This window comes from Bradyrhizobium sp. 18BD (assembly GCF_054185225.1).
Map to the genome: position 1 here is coordinate 116,294 of NZ_JAVAYL010000020.1, position 18,383 is coordinate 134,676.

The window sequence follows — 18,383 nt, forward strand, 5'->3', positions numbered from 1 at the left end:
TGGAACTCAGGACTCGGCGAGCATCTTGCGCAGCTGCTTGGTGGCCGGCGTGACGATCGCGACGAAATAGGCCTCGCGCAGGCGCCGCTGCGCGCGGTGGCTCTTGAGGTAGCCGCGCGCGCCACAATGCAGCATCGCCGCATGCGCCGCCGCGACGCTGGCCTCGCCGGCGCGAAGCCTGAGCGCAATCACCTTGCGCCAGTAGGTCTCCTCCTCGTTGTAGGGATCGCGCGCCAGCGCCATGGTCTCGGTCTCGAGCTCGGCGGCGAGATCGCGAAAATGCACCGGCTGCTGCGGCAGATAGCGGTTGATGTGACCGAGCGGCGCGTCGACCTCATCCATGATGTTGATGCAGTCGCGGATGACGCCGAGCGCCATGCCGGCCTGGAGCAGGATAAAGCCGGCCCGGATCTTCTTGACGAAGGGACCGGCGGGATCGGCGAGGATCAGCTCATCCGGCACGAAGGCGTCGCGGAACTGCACGCCATAGGTGCCGGTGCCGTCCATCGCGAGGAACGGCTTGCACGGCGTCAGCGTGATGGCGGGATCGGAACAGTCGGCGAGGAACATGACGGTTCCCTGACCGTCCTCGCGCTCGAAGATCGTCCCGAAATAATGGTCGGGGCCGAGATTGGAGACCCAGGGCAGCGCGCCGCGCACGATGTAGCCGCCCTCGACCTTGCGCCCTTTCAGCTTCAGTTTCTCGATGCCGAAGAAGCTCTTCATCGGGTTGGACAGCCCGGTGCCGCCGAGCACACGGCCGGTCGAGAAGGCATCGCCAAAACGCTTGGCGAGCTTCAGATTGGTCGAGTTGGCGGCGTACCAGACCAGCGTGTTCTGGCACCACGCCATGAAGGCGGTGGCGCCGCAGACCTCGCCGATCCCTGCCATCGCCTGGATGGCGCAGCGCAAATCCGCGGGACCTTCGTGGGGCACGTGACTGCCCCACGCCCCGACCGCACCGAATGCGCGCAGCACCTCGGCCGGATAGACCGTGCCCTCGTCGATGCCCGCGGCGAGCGGCGCAAGCTGCTCCCGCGCGATCCGCGCCACCTCTCCTGCAATGGACGGTGCGGGCTGATCCAAAATGTCGACCCGCGATAAAGCCAGTGAACCCATGGTCATCTCCCGCACCTCGTCCTTGTTGCCGTCAGTTCAGATGCCGACCTCGAGATTGACCGGGCGGGTGAAGGTGTTGGCGACCGGCGACCATTTCTTCACATGGGCGACCAGCGCATTGATCTCGTCCGGCGAGATGCCCTCGCACTCCATGTCGACCTTGACGCGCACATCCGTGAAGCCGACCGGCTTGTCGGACATGTCGCCGGTGCCCCAGACCGCGGTGATGTTGAGGTCGCCCTCGAGCTCGAGCTCGAGCTTGTTGACGATCCAGCCGCGGTGCACGGCGTTCGCGTGCAGGCCGACCGCAAGGCAGGAGCCGAGCGCGGCGAGCGAGGCTTCCGACGGGTTCGGCGCGGTGTCGTCGCCCAGAAGGCCTGGCGGCTCGTCGACGATGTAGGGCGGCAGGTTGCGGATGTAGTTGGCGTGGCGGAATTTTCCTTCCGCGACCGTCTTGCATTTCAAGGTCTTAACGACCTTCGGATTGGCCTTGCCGCTCGCGATCAGTTGCTCGAGGCCATTCTTGTCGATGGGCGCAAGGCAACCCGTCAGCACTGTCTTCTGGACGACGGCAGTCATCAGTCTTCTCCCTGGCAGAAGTGGAAATCGGCAGGATACCGAACGGTCTGTTTCCTTGCACGGAGCGTGCCAGAGCGCCCCAAAAACAAAATGCGAAGCATTGAAGCCGCTTAGCGGGGACTGCCTGCGAATTGACCAGACGCGCTTTGCTCAAAGGCGATGCAGATGCGCTTTTCCATGCGAATCTTTTCAGCGCGGAACAGTTGCGGCTTGCTGATGCGGCGCGGCTGCGGGTAAGTTCGTGCGCATGGCAAAGACGTCATCGAAGAAGAATTCCGCATCGCCGCATTCGGGCGCAGGCGACGACGAGTCCGCGCGCGGTCGCCTGCTCAGCGCTGCGACGCATCTGTTCTGCAAGAACGGCATCAACGCCACCGGCATCGATGCGATCATCGAGGAAGCCGGCACGGCAAAGACCACGCTCTATAAATTGTTCGGCTCCAAGACCAACCTCGTCAACGCCGTGCTGGAGAGCGAAGGCAAGCAGTGGCGCGAATGGTTCATCGGCGCCATGGAGCAAGGCGGCGGCGATGCGCAGGCGAAGCTGACGCGCATATTCCCGGCGCTGAAGAGCTGGTTCGCCGAGGAGCGCTTCTACGGCTGCCCCTTCATCAATGCGGTCGGCGAGCACGACAAGGACGCCAAGCAGTTCCGCAACATCGCACTCAAGCACAAGAAGATCGTGCTCGGCCACATCGAGAAGCTCGCCGGCGAGCTCGGCTCCAGCGAGCCTGCCGTGCTCGCCCACCAGCTCGGCCTCATCATCGACGGTGCGATCGTTGCCGCGATGATCTCGCGCGACCCAGGCGTGGCGGATACGGCCGCGCTCACCGCAGGCCCGCTGCTCGGCCAGGCGAAGACGAAGAAGAAGCGCGAGCTAGAGGCGGTGTGACCGCTCTCGCTTCGTAGCCCGCATGAGCGCAGCGACATGCGGGGCCTTTCCCGGATATCGCTTCGCTGATCCGGGCTACGACTTCTGACCTCGCCTCACCCTCTCCATAAACCGCCCGATCGCCGCGAGCACCGGCTGCTGATCGCCGGCGAAGAACCAGTGATCGTTGCCGTCGAGCTCGACGAATTCCGCGCCCGCAATCCGGCGCGCGATATCGCGGCCGGCTGCGATCCGCACCGCCTTGTCGTCGCGACGGTGCAGCACCAATGTCGGCACCGCGATCTCAGGCAGGAGGTCGCGCACATCGGCGTCGCGAAATGCGTCCAGCACGGCCGAGATGCCGCCGGGACTTGAGGCCGCACGCAACAGCCCCGCCCACCACGCGCGCGCCTGGGGATCACCCGCAAGGCTCGGCGCAAAAGCCTCGATCCCGACCGGACCGCCCCATTGCGCGATCAGATGCTTGCTCCAGGAATCGTACTGACTAGCGCGCAGCGCATGCGGATAGTCCTCCGCCCAGCAGCCTTTTGCCAATGCACCGAACAGGATCAGCCCGGCGACGCGGCGCGGCTGATCGACCGCAAACTTGATGCAGGCCGGCCCGCATTCCGATGCACCGAACAGCACGACGCGGCGCGAGCCCGCCGCCTGCAGCACGGTGCCGATATCCTTCGCGGTGACGTCGATGCCGGGGGCCGATCCAACGCGATCCGACAATCCGATGCCGCGACGGTCGAAAACGACGAGGCGCCCCAGCTTCATCAATGACGCCAGGAATGTCCGGCTCGCCGGATGCTCCCAGGCGCGCTCCACATGCGACACGAATCCGGGCATCACCAGGATGTCGAGCTCGCCGCTGCCATAGGTCTGATACGCCAGATGCACGCCAGCGCCCTTGACATAGCGCGTGACGGGGACGGCATCGCTCGGCGTCCCTGCCGGACTCATCAGCGCTTCGGTCTCAGCTTCCGGCGCAACGCCAAGCTCGTCGCGCAGGCGCTGCGTCAGCGCCGCGTGATGCCGCTCCGCCCCGCTGCGATCGCCGGCAAGCAGCAGGCTGCGGATCAGATGCCGGCCATAGACCTCGCTGAGCTGATCGAGCTCGACCAGACGTCCCGCAAACGCGGTCGCGGCAAAATGGTCACCGGCGGCATTCTTGTCCTGCACCAGGCGTTCGAGCGCATGGACGAGCCGCCCTCGCAGCGCCTCGCGGCGAAAGAACGCCCAGTCGTCGAACTCGGAGGAATCCTCCGGAGCGAAGCCCGCGAGGAAGTCGCCCCGATAGATCTGACACGCCGCTTCGAAATCGCCGCGGTCGCAGGCGCTCTCGAACAGATGCGTGTCGATCCGCAGCTCGACTTCCGCAGACCATCGTACGCTGGTGCGATCGGTTTCGAACACCTGCTGGCCGAGTGTGAGCTCGATGCGGTGAAGCAGGCGCCGCAAGCGCGCGAGGCTGGTCTCTCGCGCCGTCTCCGGCCACAGCAGCGTCGCCATGACGTGGCGCGCGACCGCCCCCTTGGCCTCGGCGAGATAAACCAGCAGCGCGAGCCCCTTGCGCAGGGCCAGCTTGATTGGACGGCCGTCAGCATGGACCTCCGGGAACCCGAATGTCTCCAGCAGGAAGTCCGTCATGAAAATCCTTCCTCCCCGCGCGGCCTCCCCGGGGGGACGCACAGGGGACGGTCGGGCGGTAGCCATCGGGCCAGATCGGGTCCGCGGGCCGACGAGCGCTTCAGGCTCCTGCATGCGGCACCGCCGTCACAGGCACAATAGGAAAAACCATGTTCGCGCGCCTCGCAATCCTGCTCTACGCCCTCGTGAGCTATGCCGTATTCACCGTGTCGTTTCTCTATGCCCCCGGTTTCGTCGGCAATTATGTCGTGCCCAAATCGATCGACAAGTCGATCGCCGTCGGCAGCCCTTCGAATGTGACCGAGGCCACGCTCGTCAATCTGCTGCTGCTCGGCCTGTTTGCCGTCCAGCACAGCGTCATGGCGCGCCCCGCCTTCAAGCGATGGTGGGCCAAAGTGCTTCCCGCGGCCTGCCAGCGCAGCACCTATGTGCTGCTCTCCAGCCTGATTCTGCTGCTGCTGTTCTGGCAGTGGCGTCCGATCCCGACACCTATCTGGCAGGCCAGCGGCGTCGCGGCCTGGCTATTGACCGCCATCCACTGGCTCGGCTGGGTCATCGCGCTCGCCTCGACCTACATGATCGATCATTTCGATCTGTTCGGCCTGCGCCAGGCCTTCGTCGCGTGGCGCGGGGCCGAGATGCCCAATCAATCCTTCAGGACGCCGCTGCTCTACAAGATCGTGCGGCACCCGCTGATGCTGGGCTTCCTGCTCGCGTTCTGGGCGACGCCCGAGATGACCGCCGGCCATCTGCTGTTCGCGCTCGCCAACACCGCCTACATCCTGGTGGCCCTCCAGTTCGAGGAACGCGACCTGATCGCCGAGTTCGGCGCGAATTATCAGGAGTATCGCCGGCGCGTTCCCATGCTGCTGCCGCGCCTCTTCACGCGCCACCGCACCGACGATCGCCAACCGTCCCAGCCTGTGGGAGCACCCCAATGAAAGCGGTTCTGTGCCATGCCTTCACCGGCCCCAGAGGCCTGCGCCTCGGTGAGATCGACGAACCGCGGCCGGCGGCCGACGAGATTCTCATCGACGTCCATGCAGCCTCGGTCAGCTTCATGGACCAGTTGCTGGTCTCGGGCCTCTACCAGATGCGGCCGCCGACGCCCTTCGTGCCCGGCACGGAAGCATCCGGTGTCGTCGCCGCGGTCGGCGACAAGGTCACGACGTTCAAGCCCGGCGATCGCGTGGCGTGCAGCAGTTGGACCGGCGGCTACGCCGAACGAATGACGGCAAAGGCATCGAAGAGCGTGCGCCTGCCTGACGGTATCGCGTTCGAAACCGCGGCGGCATTTTTACACAATTACGGCACGGCCTATTATGCGCTGGTCGAGCGGGCGCGGGCCGCGCGCGACGAGACCGTGTTTGTGACCGGCGCCGCCGGCGGTGTCGGGCTCGCCGCCGTCGACCTCGGCCGTCATCTCGGCCTGCACGTCGTCGCCGGCGTTGGCTCCGACGACAAGGCCGCCCTGGTGCGCCGCTACGGTGCGGGCGAGGTCGTCAATTATCGCAGCGAGGATCTGCGCGACCGCATCAAGTCGATCACATCGGGGCAAGGCATCGATATCGGCTTCGACAATGTCGGCGGCACGATCCTGGAGCAGATGGCCCGGCTGATGAACTGGGGCGCGCGGCTGATGCCGATCGGCTTCACCAGCGGCGCCATTCCTTCAATCCCGATGAACCTGCCGCTTCTGAAGAACTATGCCATCGTCGGCGTCTTTGTCGGCGCCTGGGCGGAGAAGTTTTCCGCCGAGGCCGCGCGCATGAACGAGGTGCTGGTGCAGTTGCTGGCCGAGGGACACATCCGCCCGCATATCGATCGCGTCCTCCCTTTGGAGGACGCCGCGGACGCCATGCAGGCCGTGGCCAATCGCACGGTTCAGGGACGAATTGTCCTCAAGATCAGATAGAGTGCGTTGAGGGGCGGCAAGGGAGGATAGTGAGAGTTGGCAGAGATCATCATCGACAAGCGCTTTTGCGGTCCCCCGAACTCCGGCAACGGCGGCTATGTCTGCGGCCGGCTGGCCCAGCTCATTCCCGGCGGTGCCGAGGTAACGCTGCGCGCGCCACCTCCCCTCGACGCGCCGCTCGATGCGACAGCGACGAACGACGGCACATGGGAGCTTCGCGACGGCGCCAAGGTCGTTGCGACCGGACGCGCGGTGGGTGTCGAGCTTGCGCGCGTGGAGACCGCCAGTTTCGAGGAGGCCAGCGCCGCCGAACTGCTGACGCCGGTCAAGCCGCACGAACATCCGCTGCCGACCTGCTTCGTCTGCGGTCCGGCGCGGGCCAAGGGAGACGGCCTGCGCATCTTCGCCGGCCCGCTCGGCCGTCATGCACACATGCCCGTTCTCGCGGCGAGCTGGACACCCGATCCAAATCTCGCCGCCGAGGACGGCCTCGTCGCGCCCGAATTTCTCTGGTCGGCGCTCGACTGCCCCACCGGCTTCGCCTGCAATTGCGATCCGCAGAGCGGCGCCGCCGACCGGACGCCGCTCCTGCTGGGCCGGATGTCCGCCCGCATCGAAACCCGCCCGCGCCCCGGCGACCGCTGCGTCATCACAGCTTGGCCCACCGGCCGCGACGGCCGCAAGCGCATGGCCGAGGCCGCACTCCATGATGAAGCCGGGACGTTGCTGGCGGTCGCGAAGACGACGTGGATTGCAGTGGAGCGCGAGGTACAGCTCGGGCGATGACAGTCTCGCAGGGTGGGCAAAGGCGCGCAGCGCCGTGCCCACGATCTCTCTCAGCTCGTTGATCCCCTGCACCAATCCGTACCTTCCTGCACGGCTACGGTCCCGGCGGCGCCGATTTACCTTGCGTCAAGCACGGTCGGCGATCGGTGGCTGCCTTAAAAGGCTGTTAGGAGCGTTCGTCGTTGTTGGCGCCCGGAATACGGGGACGGTCCGCAATGCAATCGAACGAGGGACTCTATAGTGCGCCGCGCTGGCGCCTGACGCGCTGGCTGGCTGAGCCGGGGCTTGGGGTGCCCGACGACATCCGCGCCGCGCTCATTGCCCAGCTCCATGGATCGCTGCCGGTCTTTGCCGCCGGCGCCGTCAACACCATTGCCGTCGCGGCCGTGATCGCCGCCCGCAAGCCGGCCGCACCGTTCATTGCCTGGCTGGCGATGGAGATCGCGATCTGCCTGGCGCGCCTCGTCGTGCTCGTCAGCGCGCATCGCAGGGCTCGGGCGCATCGCCCGACCCCGACCGACCTTCACCTTCTGCTCGCGGTCGCCTGGAGTGCCAGTGTCGGATTCGGCGCCATCGTCAGCCTTGCGAGCGGCGATTGGGTCGTGGCCATGCTGGCCTCGCTGTCGGCGGCGGCGATGGTCGGCGGCATCTGCTTCCGCAACTTCGGCGCGCCACGGCTGGCCGGGACCATGATCCTGCTGAGCCTCGGTCCGATCGTCCCCGGCGCCGCGCTTGCCGGCGAACCGTTGTTCTACATCGTGTACCTCCAGGTACCGATGTATCTGGCTGCGATGACCGCCGCCGCCTTCCGCCTCAACCGGATGCTGGTCACCACCATGCGTGCCGAGCGCGAGAACAACCATCGCGCCCATCACGACGCGCTCACCGGCCTGCTCAATCGCGCAGGCGTCGTCGAGGCGCTCGGCGCCAGGCTGGGCACCGATGCCGGACGGCCGTTCGCGGTGCTGTTCTTCGATCTCGATAATTTCAAGCCGATCAACGACACGTTCGGGCATGCAGCAGGCGATGCGGTGCTGAAGGCCGTGGCCGGCCGGGCGCGCCGGGCACTGCCTGACGGTGCGATGGTGGCCCGGATGGGTGGCGACGAGTTCGTCGTGCTCGTCGATGGCATCACCGCCGACATGGCGCTGGAGACGGGGCGCCGGCTCATCCGCGAGGTTGCCGTCTCCTATGAGCTGGGCGACGAGAGGCGCGCCAGCGTTGGCGCCAGCGTCGGCATTGCGATGTCGCCGGATCACGGCGCCACGGTCGCTGAATTGCTCGCGGTCGCCGATGCCGCGCTCTACGAGGCGAAGTCTGGCGGCAAATCGCGCTGCTGCTTCGCGTCGGTCGACACCAACCTCGCAGCGCTGCGTCGGCTGCAGCAGAGCGAGCCGAAGGGCGTCGTCGCGAGCGCCGCTTGATGGGGCACGGTGCGCGCTGCCTCGCGCGGCGCAGTTTCGCAGGGTGGGCAACGGCGCGCAGCGCCGTGCCCACCACTTCGCGGACCGCCGCCGCGGACCGTCACAGCATTACCGCAATAACAACTAGGATCATGCAAAACACGAATGGATGTCCTTAGTGATCAGGTCGCTCAGTCGCTTTCTTGTCAGCATGATGCTCGCATGCACGACAATATTCGCCGAAGCGGCGGACGGTCCGGTCACCTACTTTTCGGATGATGCGGCCTTCGATCTTGCGGAGCGTACGCTCCCGCCATCGATCGATCAGGTCACCGTTGCCAAAGTGCGCGTGATGGGACGACCTGCTTATCTCCTTGGTCCTGACCAGTCTGGACGTCCGCCGGTTGAAAAGCCGCGAGAGCCTTATGCCTCGATGCTGAAGGTGCTCGACGTCATTCGTGGCAAGCGGCCAGAGGGCGATCTCGTCAGTGTCACGTACGGCGGAGGCACCTTCACGCACACTTATGCTTTCGGCCCGACCACGCCACGTCAGTTGGCCCAGGAGTATTACGTGGCGATCTACGAAGACACCTTTGGATTACATCTCATCGGAATTCCGATGAGCTCGGAGCGGTACCGGGAATGGCAGCACGAGATCGCCGTATTCGAGCATGAACGGCACAGGTCGCCGCCGAAATAGTCAATCTCGCGATGAACACGGCGCTGCGCGCCACTGCCCACCCTGCGAGACCTTCCGCGTGGCAACGCCTACGCGCCCTGCTCCACCATCCCCTGCAGCCGCACCAGCTCTGCCTCGAGATCGCGCTCCACGTCCGCGGCGCGAATGTCGATCACGCGATAATCCCGCGCCTCGAGCCACGCCCGCCGCGACGCGCGGTCTGCCGCGATGGTCTCGCCTTCGCCCGGATTGACCAGCTCGATCGCGATCCGGTGCGGGAACGAGACGAAGTCCGGGATGTGGCGGCCGACCGGGGTCTGGCGCTTGAACTGGCCGGCGAAACGGCGGTCACGCGTCAGCGCCTGCCAGAGCAGGCGCTCGGCATCGGTCGGGTTGCGGCGGAGCAGGCGCGCAAGGCCGCGCACGGTCGAGCCGCTGTCGGGGACGCCGCCGCCCTGCCCGTGCTCGGCCAGCAGCGCGCGCAGGCGCGTCGCCTGCTCGCCGTCGAGCACGCCGCCCTTGGCCGGCCCCTTGCGCCCTTCCGCGATCGCCATCACCACCCCATGCAGGGTGTGCATGTCCTGCTTGGTCGGCTCCATCCGGCTAAAGATGTTGCGCAGATTGACCAGCATGGTGTCGCGCTTCTCGGCCGGACGCAGGAACTCGACCCGGTCGAGCTCGCGGATGAGGTTGTCGAAGAAGGCCTGCATCTGGTGCTGCGAGGCGCGCTCCGAGCGCTCCGGCATGGCATGCGGCAACTCGCCGGATGTCGCCCGCTTGAACCACTCATAGCCGATCAGCAGCACGGCCTGGGCAAGGTTCAGCGAGGCAAAGCCCGGATTGACCGGGAAGGTGATGATGCGGTTGGAGAGCCCGACCTCCTCGTTGGTCAGCCCCCAACGCTCCCGGCCGAACAGGATACCGGCCTTGCCGCCGGTCGCGACGTGCCCGGCGATCTCGCCGGCTGCCGCTTCCGGCCCGACCACGGGCTTGGCCTGGTCGTGGGGGCGCGCGGTGGTGGCGAACAGCAGGTCGAGATCGGCGACCGCCTGCTCGACCGTGTCGAACAATTCGACCTTTTCCAGAATGTGGTCGGCGCCGGCAGCGGCCCGCTGCGCGGCAATGTTCGGCCAGCCGTCGCGCGGGTTGACGATGCGCAAGGCGCCGAGGGCAAAGTTGCCCATGGCGCGCGCAGCCATGCCGATGTTTTCGCCGAGCTGCGGCTCGACCAGGATCACGATGGGACCGTCGAGGGAAAGGCCCGCCTTGGTCTTGTCAGTCCCCGACATCTCGTCTCGCTTTCACACTGGTTCTCAAGGCCTTGGAAAGGCTCTCTTCAGGAATTGATTCAAAGCCGGGCCTTGCCCCGCTCCTGGGCCGGCTGGCCGTTCGCCTGTCGTTTGCCTGTCCTGACAAAATTCTCAAGCGAAATAACGGGGTTAGATTCGACTTTTGAATCTCGCCTGAAACTTCACCCGCGCCCCGCCGCAGGGCCGCACCCCGCCCCCCATCTACGGAAGCTGGATGAGCTAAAAGTGCATAATCACTTGGCTTTCGCCCGCTGCTATCAGGTGCTAAGAGGCGGCGGATATTCAAATTGGCGCCAGCGGCGCCGTTCCCAAGAGGGCTTCCCCGATCATGGCAAAAATCAAGGTATCCAATCCCGTCGTCGAACTCGATGGCGACGAGATGACCCGGATCATCTGGCAGTACATCAAGGACAAGCTGATCAACCCGTTCCTGGATGTCGAGCTGCAGTATTTCGACCTGGGCATGGAATACCGCGACCACACCAACGATCAGGTGACCATCGACGCCGCCGAGGCGATCAAGAAGGTCGGCGTCGGCGTCAAGTGCGCCACCATCACCCCGGACGAGGCCCGGGTGAAGGAGTTCAACCTCAAGCAGATGTGGAAGTCGCCAAACGGCACCATCCGCAACATCCTCGGCGGCGTGATCTTCCGCGAGCCGATCATCTGCAAGAACGTGCCCCGCCTCGTTCCCGGCTGGACCAAGCCGATCATCATCGGCCGCCACGCCTATGGCGACCAGTACCGCGCCACCGATTTCAAGTTCCCGGGCAAGGGCACGCTGTCGATGAAATTCGTCGGCGAGGACGGCACCGTGATCGAGAAGGAAGTGTTCAAGTCCCCCGACGCCGGCGTCGCCATGGGAATGTACAATCTCGACGATTCCATCATCGACTTCGCCCGTGCCTCGCTGAACTACGGCCTGCTGCGCGGCTACCCGGTCTACCTGTCGACCAAGAACACGATTCTGAAGGTCTATGACGGCCGCTTCAAGGACATCTTCCAGGACATCTACGACCGCGAATTCAAGAAGGAATTCGAGGCCAAGGGCCTGACCTACGAGCACCGCCTGATCGACGACATGGTGGCCTCGGCGCTGAAGTGGTCCGGCGGCTACGTCTGGGCCTGTAAGAACTACGACGGCGACGTGCAGTCCGACACGGTCGCGCAGGGCTACGGCTCGCTCGGCCTGATGACCTCGGTGCTGCTCACCCCCGACGGCAAGACCGTGGAGGCGGAAGCTGCCCACGGCACGGTGACCCGCCACTACCGCGAGCACCAGAAGGGCAAGGAGACCTCGACCAACTCGATCGCGTCGATCTTCGCCTGGACCCGTGGCCTGTCGCATCGCGCCAAGCTCGACAACAACCCGCAGCTCGCCAAGTTCGCGAACACGCTGGAGAAGGTCTGCGTCGACACGGTCGAAGAAGGCTACATGACCAAGGACCTCGCGCTCCTGGTCGGTGCCGACCAGCGTTGGCTCTCGACCACCGGCTTCCTCGACAAGGTCGCGGAAAACCTGACGAAGGCGCTGGCGGCCTAAGCGGCCATCCGCAATTCCGCCCGACTGGGCCAGACATGATCACGGGCTGCGCCGAAAGCGCGGCCCGTTTCTTTTTTGAGAGCTTTTGCGGAGATCGCCATGTTCATCAAGCTTGCTGCCCCCGCCCTGCTGCTCGCGGCCCCGATCGGACCGGCTATCGCCGCCGAACCGCTGCCCGAGGCCATCGCCGCTCCTGGCGAGAGCGTCGTGCTCAGCGTCCACGCCGAGGGCGCGCAGGTCTATGAGTGCAAGGCCGGCACTGACGGCAAGCTCGCCTGGGCTTTTCGCGAGCCGATCGCGACGCTCTTAGCCGAGGGCAAGACCATCGGCCGCCACTATGCCGGCCCGAACTGGGAGCATGCCGACGGCAGCGCGGTCGCCGGCAAGGCCATCGGCAACGCACCGGGCGCCACCGCCGCCGACATCCCCTGGCTGAAGCTGGAGGTCACCGTCCACCGCGGCAGCGGCGTGCTGACGCCAGTCACGACCGTCCAGCGCATCAACACCCATGGCGGCAAGCTCGACGGCGCCTGCGACAAGGCCGGCGATTTCAAAAGCGCGCCCTACTCGGCGGAGTATGTGTTCCTGAAGAAGGGCTGACCGCTCAGCGGTCGGTGCCCTCGCGCTCCGCCTGCGCCAATTCGGCAGCGGCGAGATCACCGGTCTCCTCCAGCCGCGCTTTCGCGGTGTTGTGGACATGGGCGGCGAGCGTCGGCATGCGCTCGATCAGGGCGTGAAAATGCTGAGCGTCCAGCACCAGGAGCCGCGTCTTGCGCGTCGCGGTCACCGTGCCGCTGCGCTTGGTCTTGTGCAGCAGCGCGATCTCGCCGAAGAAGGTGCCGTCCGTGAGCCGCACCTGCTGGTTCGGCAGCGTGATCTCGACCTCGCCCGCGGTGATGAAATACATCGACGAGGCGGGATCCCCCCGCCGCACCAAAATCTCGCCCTGCTCGATGGTGCGGGCGCGCAAGAGCCGCATGATGTCAGCAATCTCGCCTGCCGACAGATGCGAGAACAGCGGCACGCGGGCCAGCATGCCCCAGGTCACGACAAAATCGCGCCGCTTCACCTCTTCGGCAAAGGCGCTCGAGATGATCGCGACCGGCAGCGCGATCATGGCGAAGCCGCTGATGATGGTGAAGACGGAGATGATCTTGCCGAGCGGCGTCACCGGCACGACGTCGCCATACCCGACGGTGCCGAGCGTCACGATCGCCCACCACATCGCATCCGGAATGGTGCCGAGCTTGCTGGGCTGCACGTCGCGCTCGATGGCGTAGAGCAGCGAGGCAAACGTCAGCACCGCGCCGATCAGGATGACGACGCAGCCGATCAGTGCCCGCCGCTCGGCATGCACGGCGGCGAGCAGCGAGCGCATCGCCGGCGAGTAGCGTATCAGCTTGAAGAACGGCAGCACGCCGAGGGCGGCCAGCGTCGCGTGGCGCCCCGTGACCAGCACGATTGCGGCCGGGAGAAACGCCATGAGGTCGATGATGCCGAGCGCGGAGAAGGCATAGCCGAGCCGGTCGGCGAGCGCCGAGCCGTTGCGCGGCGTGTGGCCCGCCACCGTCCACAGCCGCGCCGCATATTCCAGCGCGAACACGATCACGGAGAGGATGGTGACGCCGGAGAACAGCGCACCGAACTCCGCGTCCAGCTCCGGCACCGAGGCCAAAATCATCGCGGCGACGTTGAGCACGATGACGCCGATGATGAGCTGGATGAAGCGCGACCCGGCCGAATAAGCCAGCGGATCGTGCTCCAGCAATTCGTAGAGGCGATCCCTCAAATCGGGATCGCGCAGGCCACGTCCTCGCGGAACGAGGCGCATGGTGCTTTACGCGCCTGCCATCGCTTTTTCGATCGCCGCGAGCGCCTCGGTCGCCTTGGCGCCGTCGGGACCACCAGCCTGCGCCATGTCGGGCCGGCCACCGCCGCCCTTGCCGCCGAGCGCTTCGGAGGCGACGCGCACCAGATTCACGGCGTTGAAGCGCGCGGTGAGATCAGCGGTGACGCCGACCACGACGCCGGCCTTGCCGTCCTCGGTGACGCCGACGATCGCGACCACGCCGGAGCCGATCTGCTTCTTGCCGTCGTCGGCGAGGCTCTTGAGATCCTTCATCTCGATGCCCTCGACCGCGCGCGCCATCAGCTTGACGCCGCCGGCCTCGCGCACGCCCGCGGCTGCGCCGTCGCCGCCGGCGGACGCGCCGCCGCCCATCGCGAGCTTCTTGCGCGCGTCGGACAGCTCGCGCTCGAGCCTCTTGCGCTCCTCCATCAGCGCGGTGATGCGCGCCGGGACGTCGTCGATCGAGGTGCGCAGTTCGTTCGCCGCGGTCCTCGCCAGCGCCATGGTCTCGTTGGCGTGCTTGCGCGCGTAATTGCCGGTCAGCGCCTCGATGCGGCGCACGCCCGAGGCGACCGCGCTCTCGCCCGTCAGCGTGATCAGGCCGATATCGCCGGTGCGCCGCACATGGGTGCCGCCGCAGAGCTCGACCGACCAGCCGAGCGCATTGGCGCCGCGCTCGCGCGCGGTCTTGCCCATCGAGACGACGCGAACCTCGTCGCCATATTTCTCGCCGAACAGCGCGCGCGCGCCCGCCTCGCGGGCTTCGTCGACGCCCATGACACGGGTGGTGACCTCGTCGTTCTCCAACACCACGTCGTTGGCGATGTCCTCGACGCGGGCGAGCTCCTCCGCCGTGATCGGCTTCGGATGCACGAAGTCGAAGCGCAGGCGGTCCGGCGCGACCATCGAGCCGCGCTGGGCGATGTGATCGCCGAGCACCTGGCGCAGCGCCTCGTGAATGAGATGCGTCGCCGAGTGATGCGCGCGGATCGAGGAGCGGCGCGAATGATCGACCTCGAGCTGCAGCGCGGTGCCGACCTTCAGCTCGCCGCTCTCGACGGTGCCGACGTGGACGAAGAAATCGCCGAGCTTCTTCTGGGTGTCGGTGACACGGAACTTGATGCCGCCCTCACCCGTCAGCACGCCGGTGTCGCCGACCTGGCCGCCGGACTCCGCGTAGAACGGCGTCTGGTTCAGCACGATCGCCCCTAGCTCGCCGGCCTTGAGGCTCCTGGCTTCCTGGCCGTCCTTCACCAGCGCGGAGACCACCCCCTCGGCGCTCTCGGTCTCGTAGCCCAGGAATTCGGTGGCCCCGAGCTTTTCGCGCAGCGGGAACCAGATCGCTTCCGAAGCCGCCTCGCCCGATCCCTTCCAGGACTCGCGCGCCTTGGCCTTCTGGCGCTCCATCGCGTCGGTGAACGCAGCCTGGTCGACGCCGATGCCGCGCGACTTCAGCGCGTCCTGCGTCAGGTCCAGCGGGAAGCCGTAGGTATCATACAGCGTGAAGGCGACGTCGCCGTCGAACATGTCGCCCTTCTTCAGGGACGCCGACTTCTCGTCGAGAATGGCCAAGCCGCGTGAAAGAGTCTTGCGGAAGCGGGTCTCTTCCAGCCGCAGCGTTTCCTCGATCAAATTCTCCGCGCGCATCAGGTCGGGATAGGCCTGGCCCATCTCGCGGACCAGCGCCCAGACCAGGCGATGCATCAGCGGCTCCTTGGCGCCGAGAAGCTGCGCATGGCGCATCGCGCGGCGCATGATCCGGCGCAGCACATAGCCACGGCCTTCGTTCGAGGGCAGCACGCCGTCCGCGACCAGGAAGGCCGACGAACGCAGATGGTCGGCGATGACGCGGAACGAGGCGACGGTCTGCTCGTTCGGTCCGCTGCCGAGCGCCGACGACGTCGCGTCGATCAAATGACGGAACAGGTCGGTCTCGAACACGCTGTCCACGCCCTGCATGATGCAGGCCATGCGCTCGAGGCCCATGCCGGTGTCGATCGAGGGACGCGGCAGATCCACGCGCTCTTCCTTCGTCACCTGCTCATATTGCATGAACACCAGGTTCCAGAACTCGAGGAAGCGGTCGCCGTCTTCGTCCGGCGAGCCCGGAGGTCCGCCCCAGATGTGATCGCCGCGGTCGATGAAGATCTCCGAGCACGGGCCGCACGGGCCGGTGTCGCCCATCGCCCAGAAATTGTCCGAGGTCGGAATGCGGATGATGCGGTCGTCGGAGAAGCCGGCGATCTTCTTCCAGAGCCCGTGCGCCTCGTCGTCGGTGTGGTAGACGGTGACGAGCAGCTTGTCCTTGTTGAGCCCAAAATCCTTCGTGATGAGCTTCCAGGCCAGCTCGATCGCGCGCTCTTTAAAGTAGTCGCCGAACGAGAAGTTGCCGAGCATCTCGAAGAAGGTGAGATGGCGCGCGGTGTAGCCGACATTGTCGAGATCGTTGTGCTTGCCGCCGGCGCGCACGCATTTCTGCGAGGTGGTGGCGCGCTGATAGGGCCGCTTCTCCACGCCGGTGAAAACGTTCTTGAACTGCACCATGCCGGCATTGGTGAACATCAACGTCGGATCGTTGCGCGGCACCAATGGCGAGGACGACACGATCTCGTGCCCGTTCTCGGCAAAGAAGTTCAGAAAGGTCGACCTGATCTCGTTGACGCCGCTCATGTTCATCCAATCGGGTGTGCTTGGACCCGCTCATCGCCATCCAAACCGCGAGTTTGGGCTGTTATCTGCGGGCCAAAGCGCTTTTAGACAAGGCCAGCTTCGCTGTCCAGAAACTGTGCAGAGAGATCAGTGGGTTGCCGCAGGCGCGCAATCCCGTTGCAAACCCCGTTGAAAGCCGTCAGGTGCGCGTTGACAGGCTTGGCCGGGCTGTGGTCTGTACCCATCTGTATCGTACGGCCACGTCGGGAGAGACCGGCATCTGGTAGCCGGCGCCGAAGGAGCAACCGCCCCGGAAACTCTCAGGCAAAAGGACCGCGTGGCTTTGACGACATCTGGAAAGAGGCGCTGGCGGGCTTGAGACCCGGATAGCGTCCGCCGACGGGATAATACTCTCAGGCACAGCGACAGATGGGGCTTCGACTGGTTGCTTCCGGGGAATCGTCCCCGGGGAACCGCCGAGGACCCCTGCGATGCCAGTGCGTGACGACAAAGACTCCCTGAAACGTACCCCCCTCTACGACCTCCATGTGACGCTCGGCGGCAAAATGGTGCCGTTCGCGGGCTATGACATGCCCGTGCAGTACCCCGCGGGCGTGCTCAAGGAGCACCTGCAGACCCGCTCCTCCGCCGGCCTGTTCGACGTCTCCCATATGGGACAGATCGCGCTGCGGCCGAAATCGGGGAAGGTCGAGGACGCCGCCCGCGCGCTGGAACGGCTGGTGCCCCAGGACATCGTGGCGATTGCGCCGGGCCGCCAGCGCTACGCCCAGTTCACCAATGCCGATGGCGGCATTCTCGACGATCTGATGGTCGCCAATTTCGGCGATCACCTGTTCCTGGTGGTCAACGCCGCCTGCAATGCCGAGGACGAGGCGCATCTGCGCGCGAATCTCTCGGACACCTGCGTCATCGATTCGCTTGAAGACCGGGCGCTGATCGCGCTGCAGGGTCCGAAGGCGGAATCAGCGCTGGCGAAATTATGTGCAGAGGCGCCCGCCATGAAGTTCATGGACGCCGGCCCGCATAAGGTTGCCGGCCTCGCCTGCTTCGTCTCGCGCTCGGGTTACACCGGCGAGGACGGTTTTGAAATTTCGGTGGCAGCTAGCGATGCCGAGCGCCTCACCAAGACGCTCCTCGAAAATCCCGATGTGATGCCGATCGGCCTCGGCGCCCGCGACAGCCTGCGGCTGGAAGCCGGGCTCTGCCTCTACGGCCACGACATCGACACCGCGACCACGCCGGTCGAAGCCGCGCTCGAATGGTCGGTGCAGAAGAGCCGCCGCACCGGCGGTGCCCGCGCCGGCGGCTTTCCGGGTGCGGAGAAGATCCTTGCGCATTTCGATAACGGCGCCTCCCGCCGCCGCGTCGGCCTGCTCGCCCAGGGCCGCGCGCCGGTGCGCGAGGGCGCGCTGCTGTTCGCCGACGCGACCGCAGGCGAGCCCATTGGAAAAGTCACCTCCGGCGGCTTCGGCCCGAGCCTGAATGCGCCGGTCGCGATGGGCTATGTGCCCACGAGCGCGAGCGCGCTCGGCACGCAAATCTTCGCCGAGGTGCGCGGGCAACGCCTGCCGCTCACCGTCGCCGCCATGCCTTTCGTAAAAAACACCTACAAACGCTGAGGACCTGTGAATGACCACGACGCTGTACACCTCCGACCATGAATGGCTGGCCATCGACGGCGACGTCGCCACCGTCGGGATCACCGACTACGCGCAGTCGCAGCTCGGCGACGTCGTGTTCGTCGAGCTGCCCAAGGTCGGCCGCGCGCTGAAGAAGGCCGAAGCCGCCGCCGTCGTGGAATCGGTCAAGGCCGCCTCCGACGTCTACGCGCCAATCTCCGGCCAAGTGCTCGAGACCAACGAGGCACTTGCCGCCGAGCCGGCGCTGGTGAATTCGGACGCGCAGGGCGCGGCGTGGTTCTTCAAGATCAAGATTGCAGACAAGAGTGAGCTCGGCGGCCTCATGGATGAGGCTGCCTACAAGGCACATACGGCTTAAGGACG

16 protein-coding genes and 1 riboswitch are annotated in these 18,383 nt (G+C 65.9%); of the genes, 10 read left to right on the forward strand and 6 right to left on the reverse strand.

What is annotated here, in order from left to right; translation table 11 throughout:
• Positions 1–6: 6 nt before the first annotated feature.
• Complete coding sequence (locus tag RAD16_RS30905; protein ID WP_458161599.1) at positions 7–1,119, reverse strand: acyl-CoA dehydrogenase family protein; 1,113 nt, start codon at positions 1,117–1,119, stop codon at positions 7–9.
• Positions 1,120–1,155: 36 nt separating this feature from the next.
• The gene (locus tag RAD16_RS30910) at positions 1,156–1,698 is read right to left on the reverse strand and encodes an OsmC family protein (RefSeq protein ID WP_458161600.1); all 543 of its coding nucleotides are present in this window, start codon (positions 1,696–1,698) and stop codon (positions 1,156–1,158) included.
• 247 nt (positions 1,699–1,945) lie between these two features.
• On the opposite strand from RAD16_RS30910, the gene RAD16_RS30915 reads away from it, so the two are divergent.
• Positions 1,946–2,590, forward strand: coding sequence for a TetR/AcrR family transcriptional regulator (locus tag RAD16_RS30915; protein ID WP_458161601.1), 645 nt, complete (start codon positions 1,946–1,948; stop codon positions 2,588–2,590).
• A gap of 75 nt (positions 2,591–2,665) precedes the next feature.
• On the opposite strand, the gene RAD16_RS30920 is transcribed toward RAD16_RS30915, so the two are convergent.
• The gene (locus RAD16_RS30920; RefSeq protein WP_458161602.1) at positions 2,666–4,225 is read right to left on the reverse strand and encodes an alpha/beta fold hydrolase; all 1,560 of its coding nucleotides are present in this window, start codon (positions 4,223–4,225) and stop codon (positions 2,666–2,668) included.
• Positions 4,226–4,374: 149 nt separating this feature from the next.
• Between RAD16_RS30920 and mddA the strand changes: the two genes are divergently transcribed.
• From mddA to RAD16_RS30945, 5 genes are all read left to right on the forward strand, one after another.
• Positions 4,375–5,166 carry a methanethiol S-methyltransferase gene (gene mddA, locus RAD16_RS30925; RefSeq protein ID WP_458161603.1) on the forward strand — a complete coding sequence of 264 codons (792 nt, stop codon included), beginning with the start codon at positions 4,375–4,377 and terminating at the stop codon, positions 5,164–5,166.
• Positions 5,163–6,140 carry an NADPH:quinone oxidoreductase family protein gene (locus RAD16_RS30930; RefSeq protein ID WP_458161604.1) on the forward strand — a complete coding sequence of 326 codons (978 nt, stop codon included), beginning with the start codon at positions 5,163–5,165 and terminating at the stop codon, positions 6,138–6,140. Before mddA ends, RAD16_RS30930 begins: the two co-directional genes overlap by 4 nt.
• 36 nt (positions 6,141–6,176) lie before the next feature.
• On the forward strand, positions 6,177–6,926 hold the full coding sequence (locus tag RAD16_RS30935) for a hypothetical protein (protein ID WP_458161605.1): 750 nt from the start codon (positions 6,177–6,179) through the stop codon (positions 6,924–6,926).
• 215 nt (positions 6,927–7,141) lie between these two features.
• The gene (locus tag RAD16_RS30940; protein WP_458161606.1) at positions 7,142–8,350 is read left to right on the forward strand and encodes a diguanylate cyclase domain-containing protein; all 1,209 of its coding nucleotides are present in this window, start codon (positions 7,142–7,144) and stop codon (positions 8,348–8,350) included.
• A 157-nt stretch (positions 8,351–8,507) separates the two neighbouring features.
• The gene (locus tag RAD16_RS30945; RefSeq protein ID WP_458161607.1) at positions 8,508–9,029 is read left to right on the forward strand and encodes a hypothetical protein; all 522 of its coding nucleotides are present in this window, start codon (positions 8,508–8,510) and stop codon (positions 9,027–9,029) included.
• A 68-nt stretch (positions 9,030–9,097) separates the two neighbouring features.
• Here RAD16_RS30945 and RAD16_RS30950 read toward each other — a convergent pair whose 3' ends face one another.
• A complete protein-coding gene (locus tag RAD16_RS30950; RefSeq protein WP_458161608.1) occupies positions 9,098–10,297 on the reverse strand; it encodes a TrmJ/YjtD family RNA methyltransferase in 1,200 nt (399 codons plus the stop codon).
• Between the two features lie 349 nt (positions 10,298–10,646).
• Between RAD16_RS30950 and RAD16_RS30955 the strand changes: the two genes are divergently transcribed.
• Together RAD16_RS30955 and RAD16_RS30960 are read left to right on the forward strand one after the other, a co-directional pair.
• Positions 10,647–11,861, forward strand: a complete 1,215-nt coding sequence (locus tag RAD16_RS30955; RefSeq protein ID WP_458161609.1) for an NADP-dependent isocitrate dehydrogenase — start codon at positions 10,647–10,649, stop codon at positions 11,859–11,861.
• A 99-nt stretch (positions 11,862–11,960) separates the two neighbouring features.
• Complete coding sequence (locus RAD16_RS30960) at positions 11,961–12,461, forward strand: DUF3455 domain-containing protein (RefSeq protein WP_458161610.1); 501 nt, start codon at positions 11,961–11,963, stop codon at positions 12,459–12,461.
• 4 nt (positions 12,462–12,465) lie between these two features.
• Here RAD16_RS30960 and RAD16_RS30965 read toward each other — a convergent pair whose 3' ends face one another.
• Positions 12,466–13,692: a cyclic nucleotide-gated ion channel gene (locus RAD16_RS30965; protein WP_458161611.1), complete on the reverse strand. Its 1,227-nt coding sequence runs from the start codon at positions 13,690–13,692 to the stop codon at positions 12,466–12,468.
• 6 nt (positions 13,693–13,698) lie between these two features.
• Complete coding sequence (gene alaS / locus RAD16_RS30970) at positions 13,699–16,380, reverse strand: alanine--tRNA ligase (RefSeq protein ID WP_458161612.1); 2,682 nt, start codon at positions 16,378–16,380, stop codon at positions 13,699–13,701.
• A 233-nt stretch (positions 16,381–16,613) separates the two neighbouring features.
• Positions 16,614–16,704: riboswitch (glycine riboswitch) on the forward strand.
• A 146-nt stretch (positions 16,705–16,850) separates the two neighbouring features.
• Here alaS and gcvT point away from each other — a divergent pair.
• Both gcvT and gcvH read left to right on the forward strand, forming a co-directional pair.
• The gene (gene gcvT / locus RAD16_RS30975; RefSeq protein WP_458161613.1) at positions 16,851–17,999 is read left to right on the forward strand and encodes a glycine cleavage system aminomethyltransferase GcvT; all 1,149 of its coding nucleotides are present in this window, start codon (positions 16,851–16,853) and stop codon (positions 17,997–17,999) included.
• Between the two features lie 10 nt (positions 18,000–18,009).
• Positions 18,010–18,378, forward strand: a complete 369-nt coding sequence (gene gcvH, locus RAD16_RS30980; protein ID WP_458161614.1) for a glycine cleavage system protein GcvH — start codon at positions 18,010–18,012, stop codon at positions 18,376–18,378.
• Positions 18,379–18,383: the final 5 nt, after the last annotated feature.

Coding starts and splice junctions, on each gene's coding strand:
- RAD16_RS30950 (WP_458161608.1), bottom strand. CDS start 10,297: ATGTCGGGGACTGACAAGACCAAGGCGGGCCTTTCCCTCGACGGTCCC.
- alaS (WP_458161612.1), bottom strand. CDS start 16,380: ATGAGCGGCGTCAACGAGATCAGGTCGACCTTTCTGAACTTCTTTGCC.
- RAD16_RS30965 (WP_458161611.1), bottom strand. CDS start 13,692: ATGCGCCTCGTTCCGCGAGGACGTGGCCTGCGCGATCCCGATTTGAGG.
- RAD16_RS30930 (WP_458161604.1), top strand. CDS start 5,163: ATGAAAGCGGTTCTGTGCCATGCCTTCACCGGCCCCAGAGGCCTGCGC.
- RAD16_RS30905 (WP_458161599.1), bottom strand. CDS start 1,119: ATGGGTTCACTGGCTTTATCGCGGGTCGACATTTTGGATCAGCCCGCA.
- RAD16_RS30920 (WP_458161602.1), bottom strand. CDS start 4,225: ATGACGGACTTCCTGCTGGAGACATTCGGGTTCCCGGAGGTCCATGCT.
- RAD16_RS30955 (WP_458161609.1), top strand. CDS start 10,647: ATGGCAAAAATCAAGGTATCCAATCCCGTCGTCGAACTCGATGGCGAC.
- gcvH (WP_458161614.1), top strand. CDS start 18,010: ATGACCACGACGCTGTACACCTCCGACCATGAATGGCTGGCCATCGAC.
- mddA (WP_458161603.1), top strand. CDS start 4,375: ATGTTCGCGCGCCTCGCAATCCTGCTCTACGCCCTCGTGAGCTATGCC.
- RAD16_RS30960 (WP_458161610.1), top strand. CDS start 11,961: ATGTTCATCAAGCTTGCTGCCCCCGCCCTGCTGCTCGCGGCCCCGATC.
- RAD16_RS30940 (WP_458161606.1), top strand. CDS start 7,142: ATGCAATCGAACGAGGGACTCTATAGTGCGCCGCGCTGGCGCCTGACG.
- RAD16_RS30910 (WP_458161600.1), bottom strand. CDS start 1,698: ATGACTGCCGTCGTCCAGAAGACAGTGCTGACGGGTTGCCTTGCGCCC.
- gcvT (WP_458161613.1), top strand. CDS start 16,851: ATGCCAGTGCGTGACGACAAAGACTCCCTGAAACGTACCCCCCTCTAC.
- RAD16_RS30915 (WP_458161601.1), top strand. CDS start 1,946: ATGGCAAAGACGTCATCGAAGAAGAATTCCGCATCGCCGCATTCGGGC.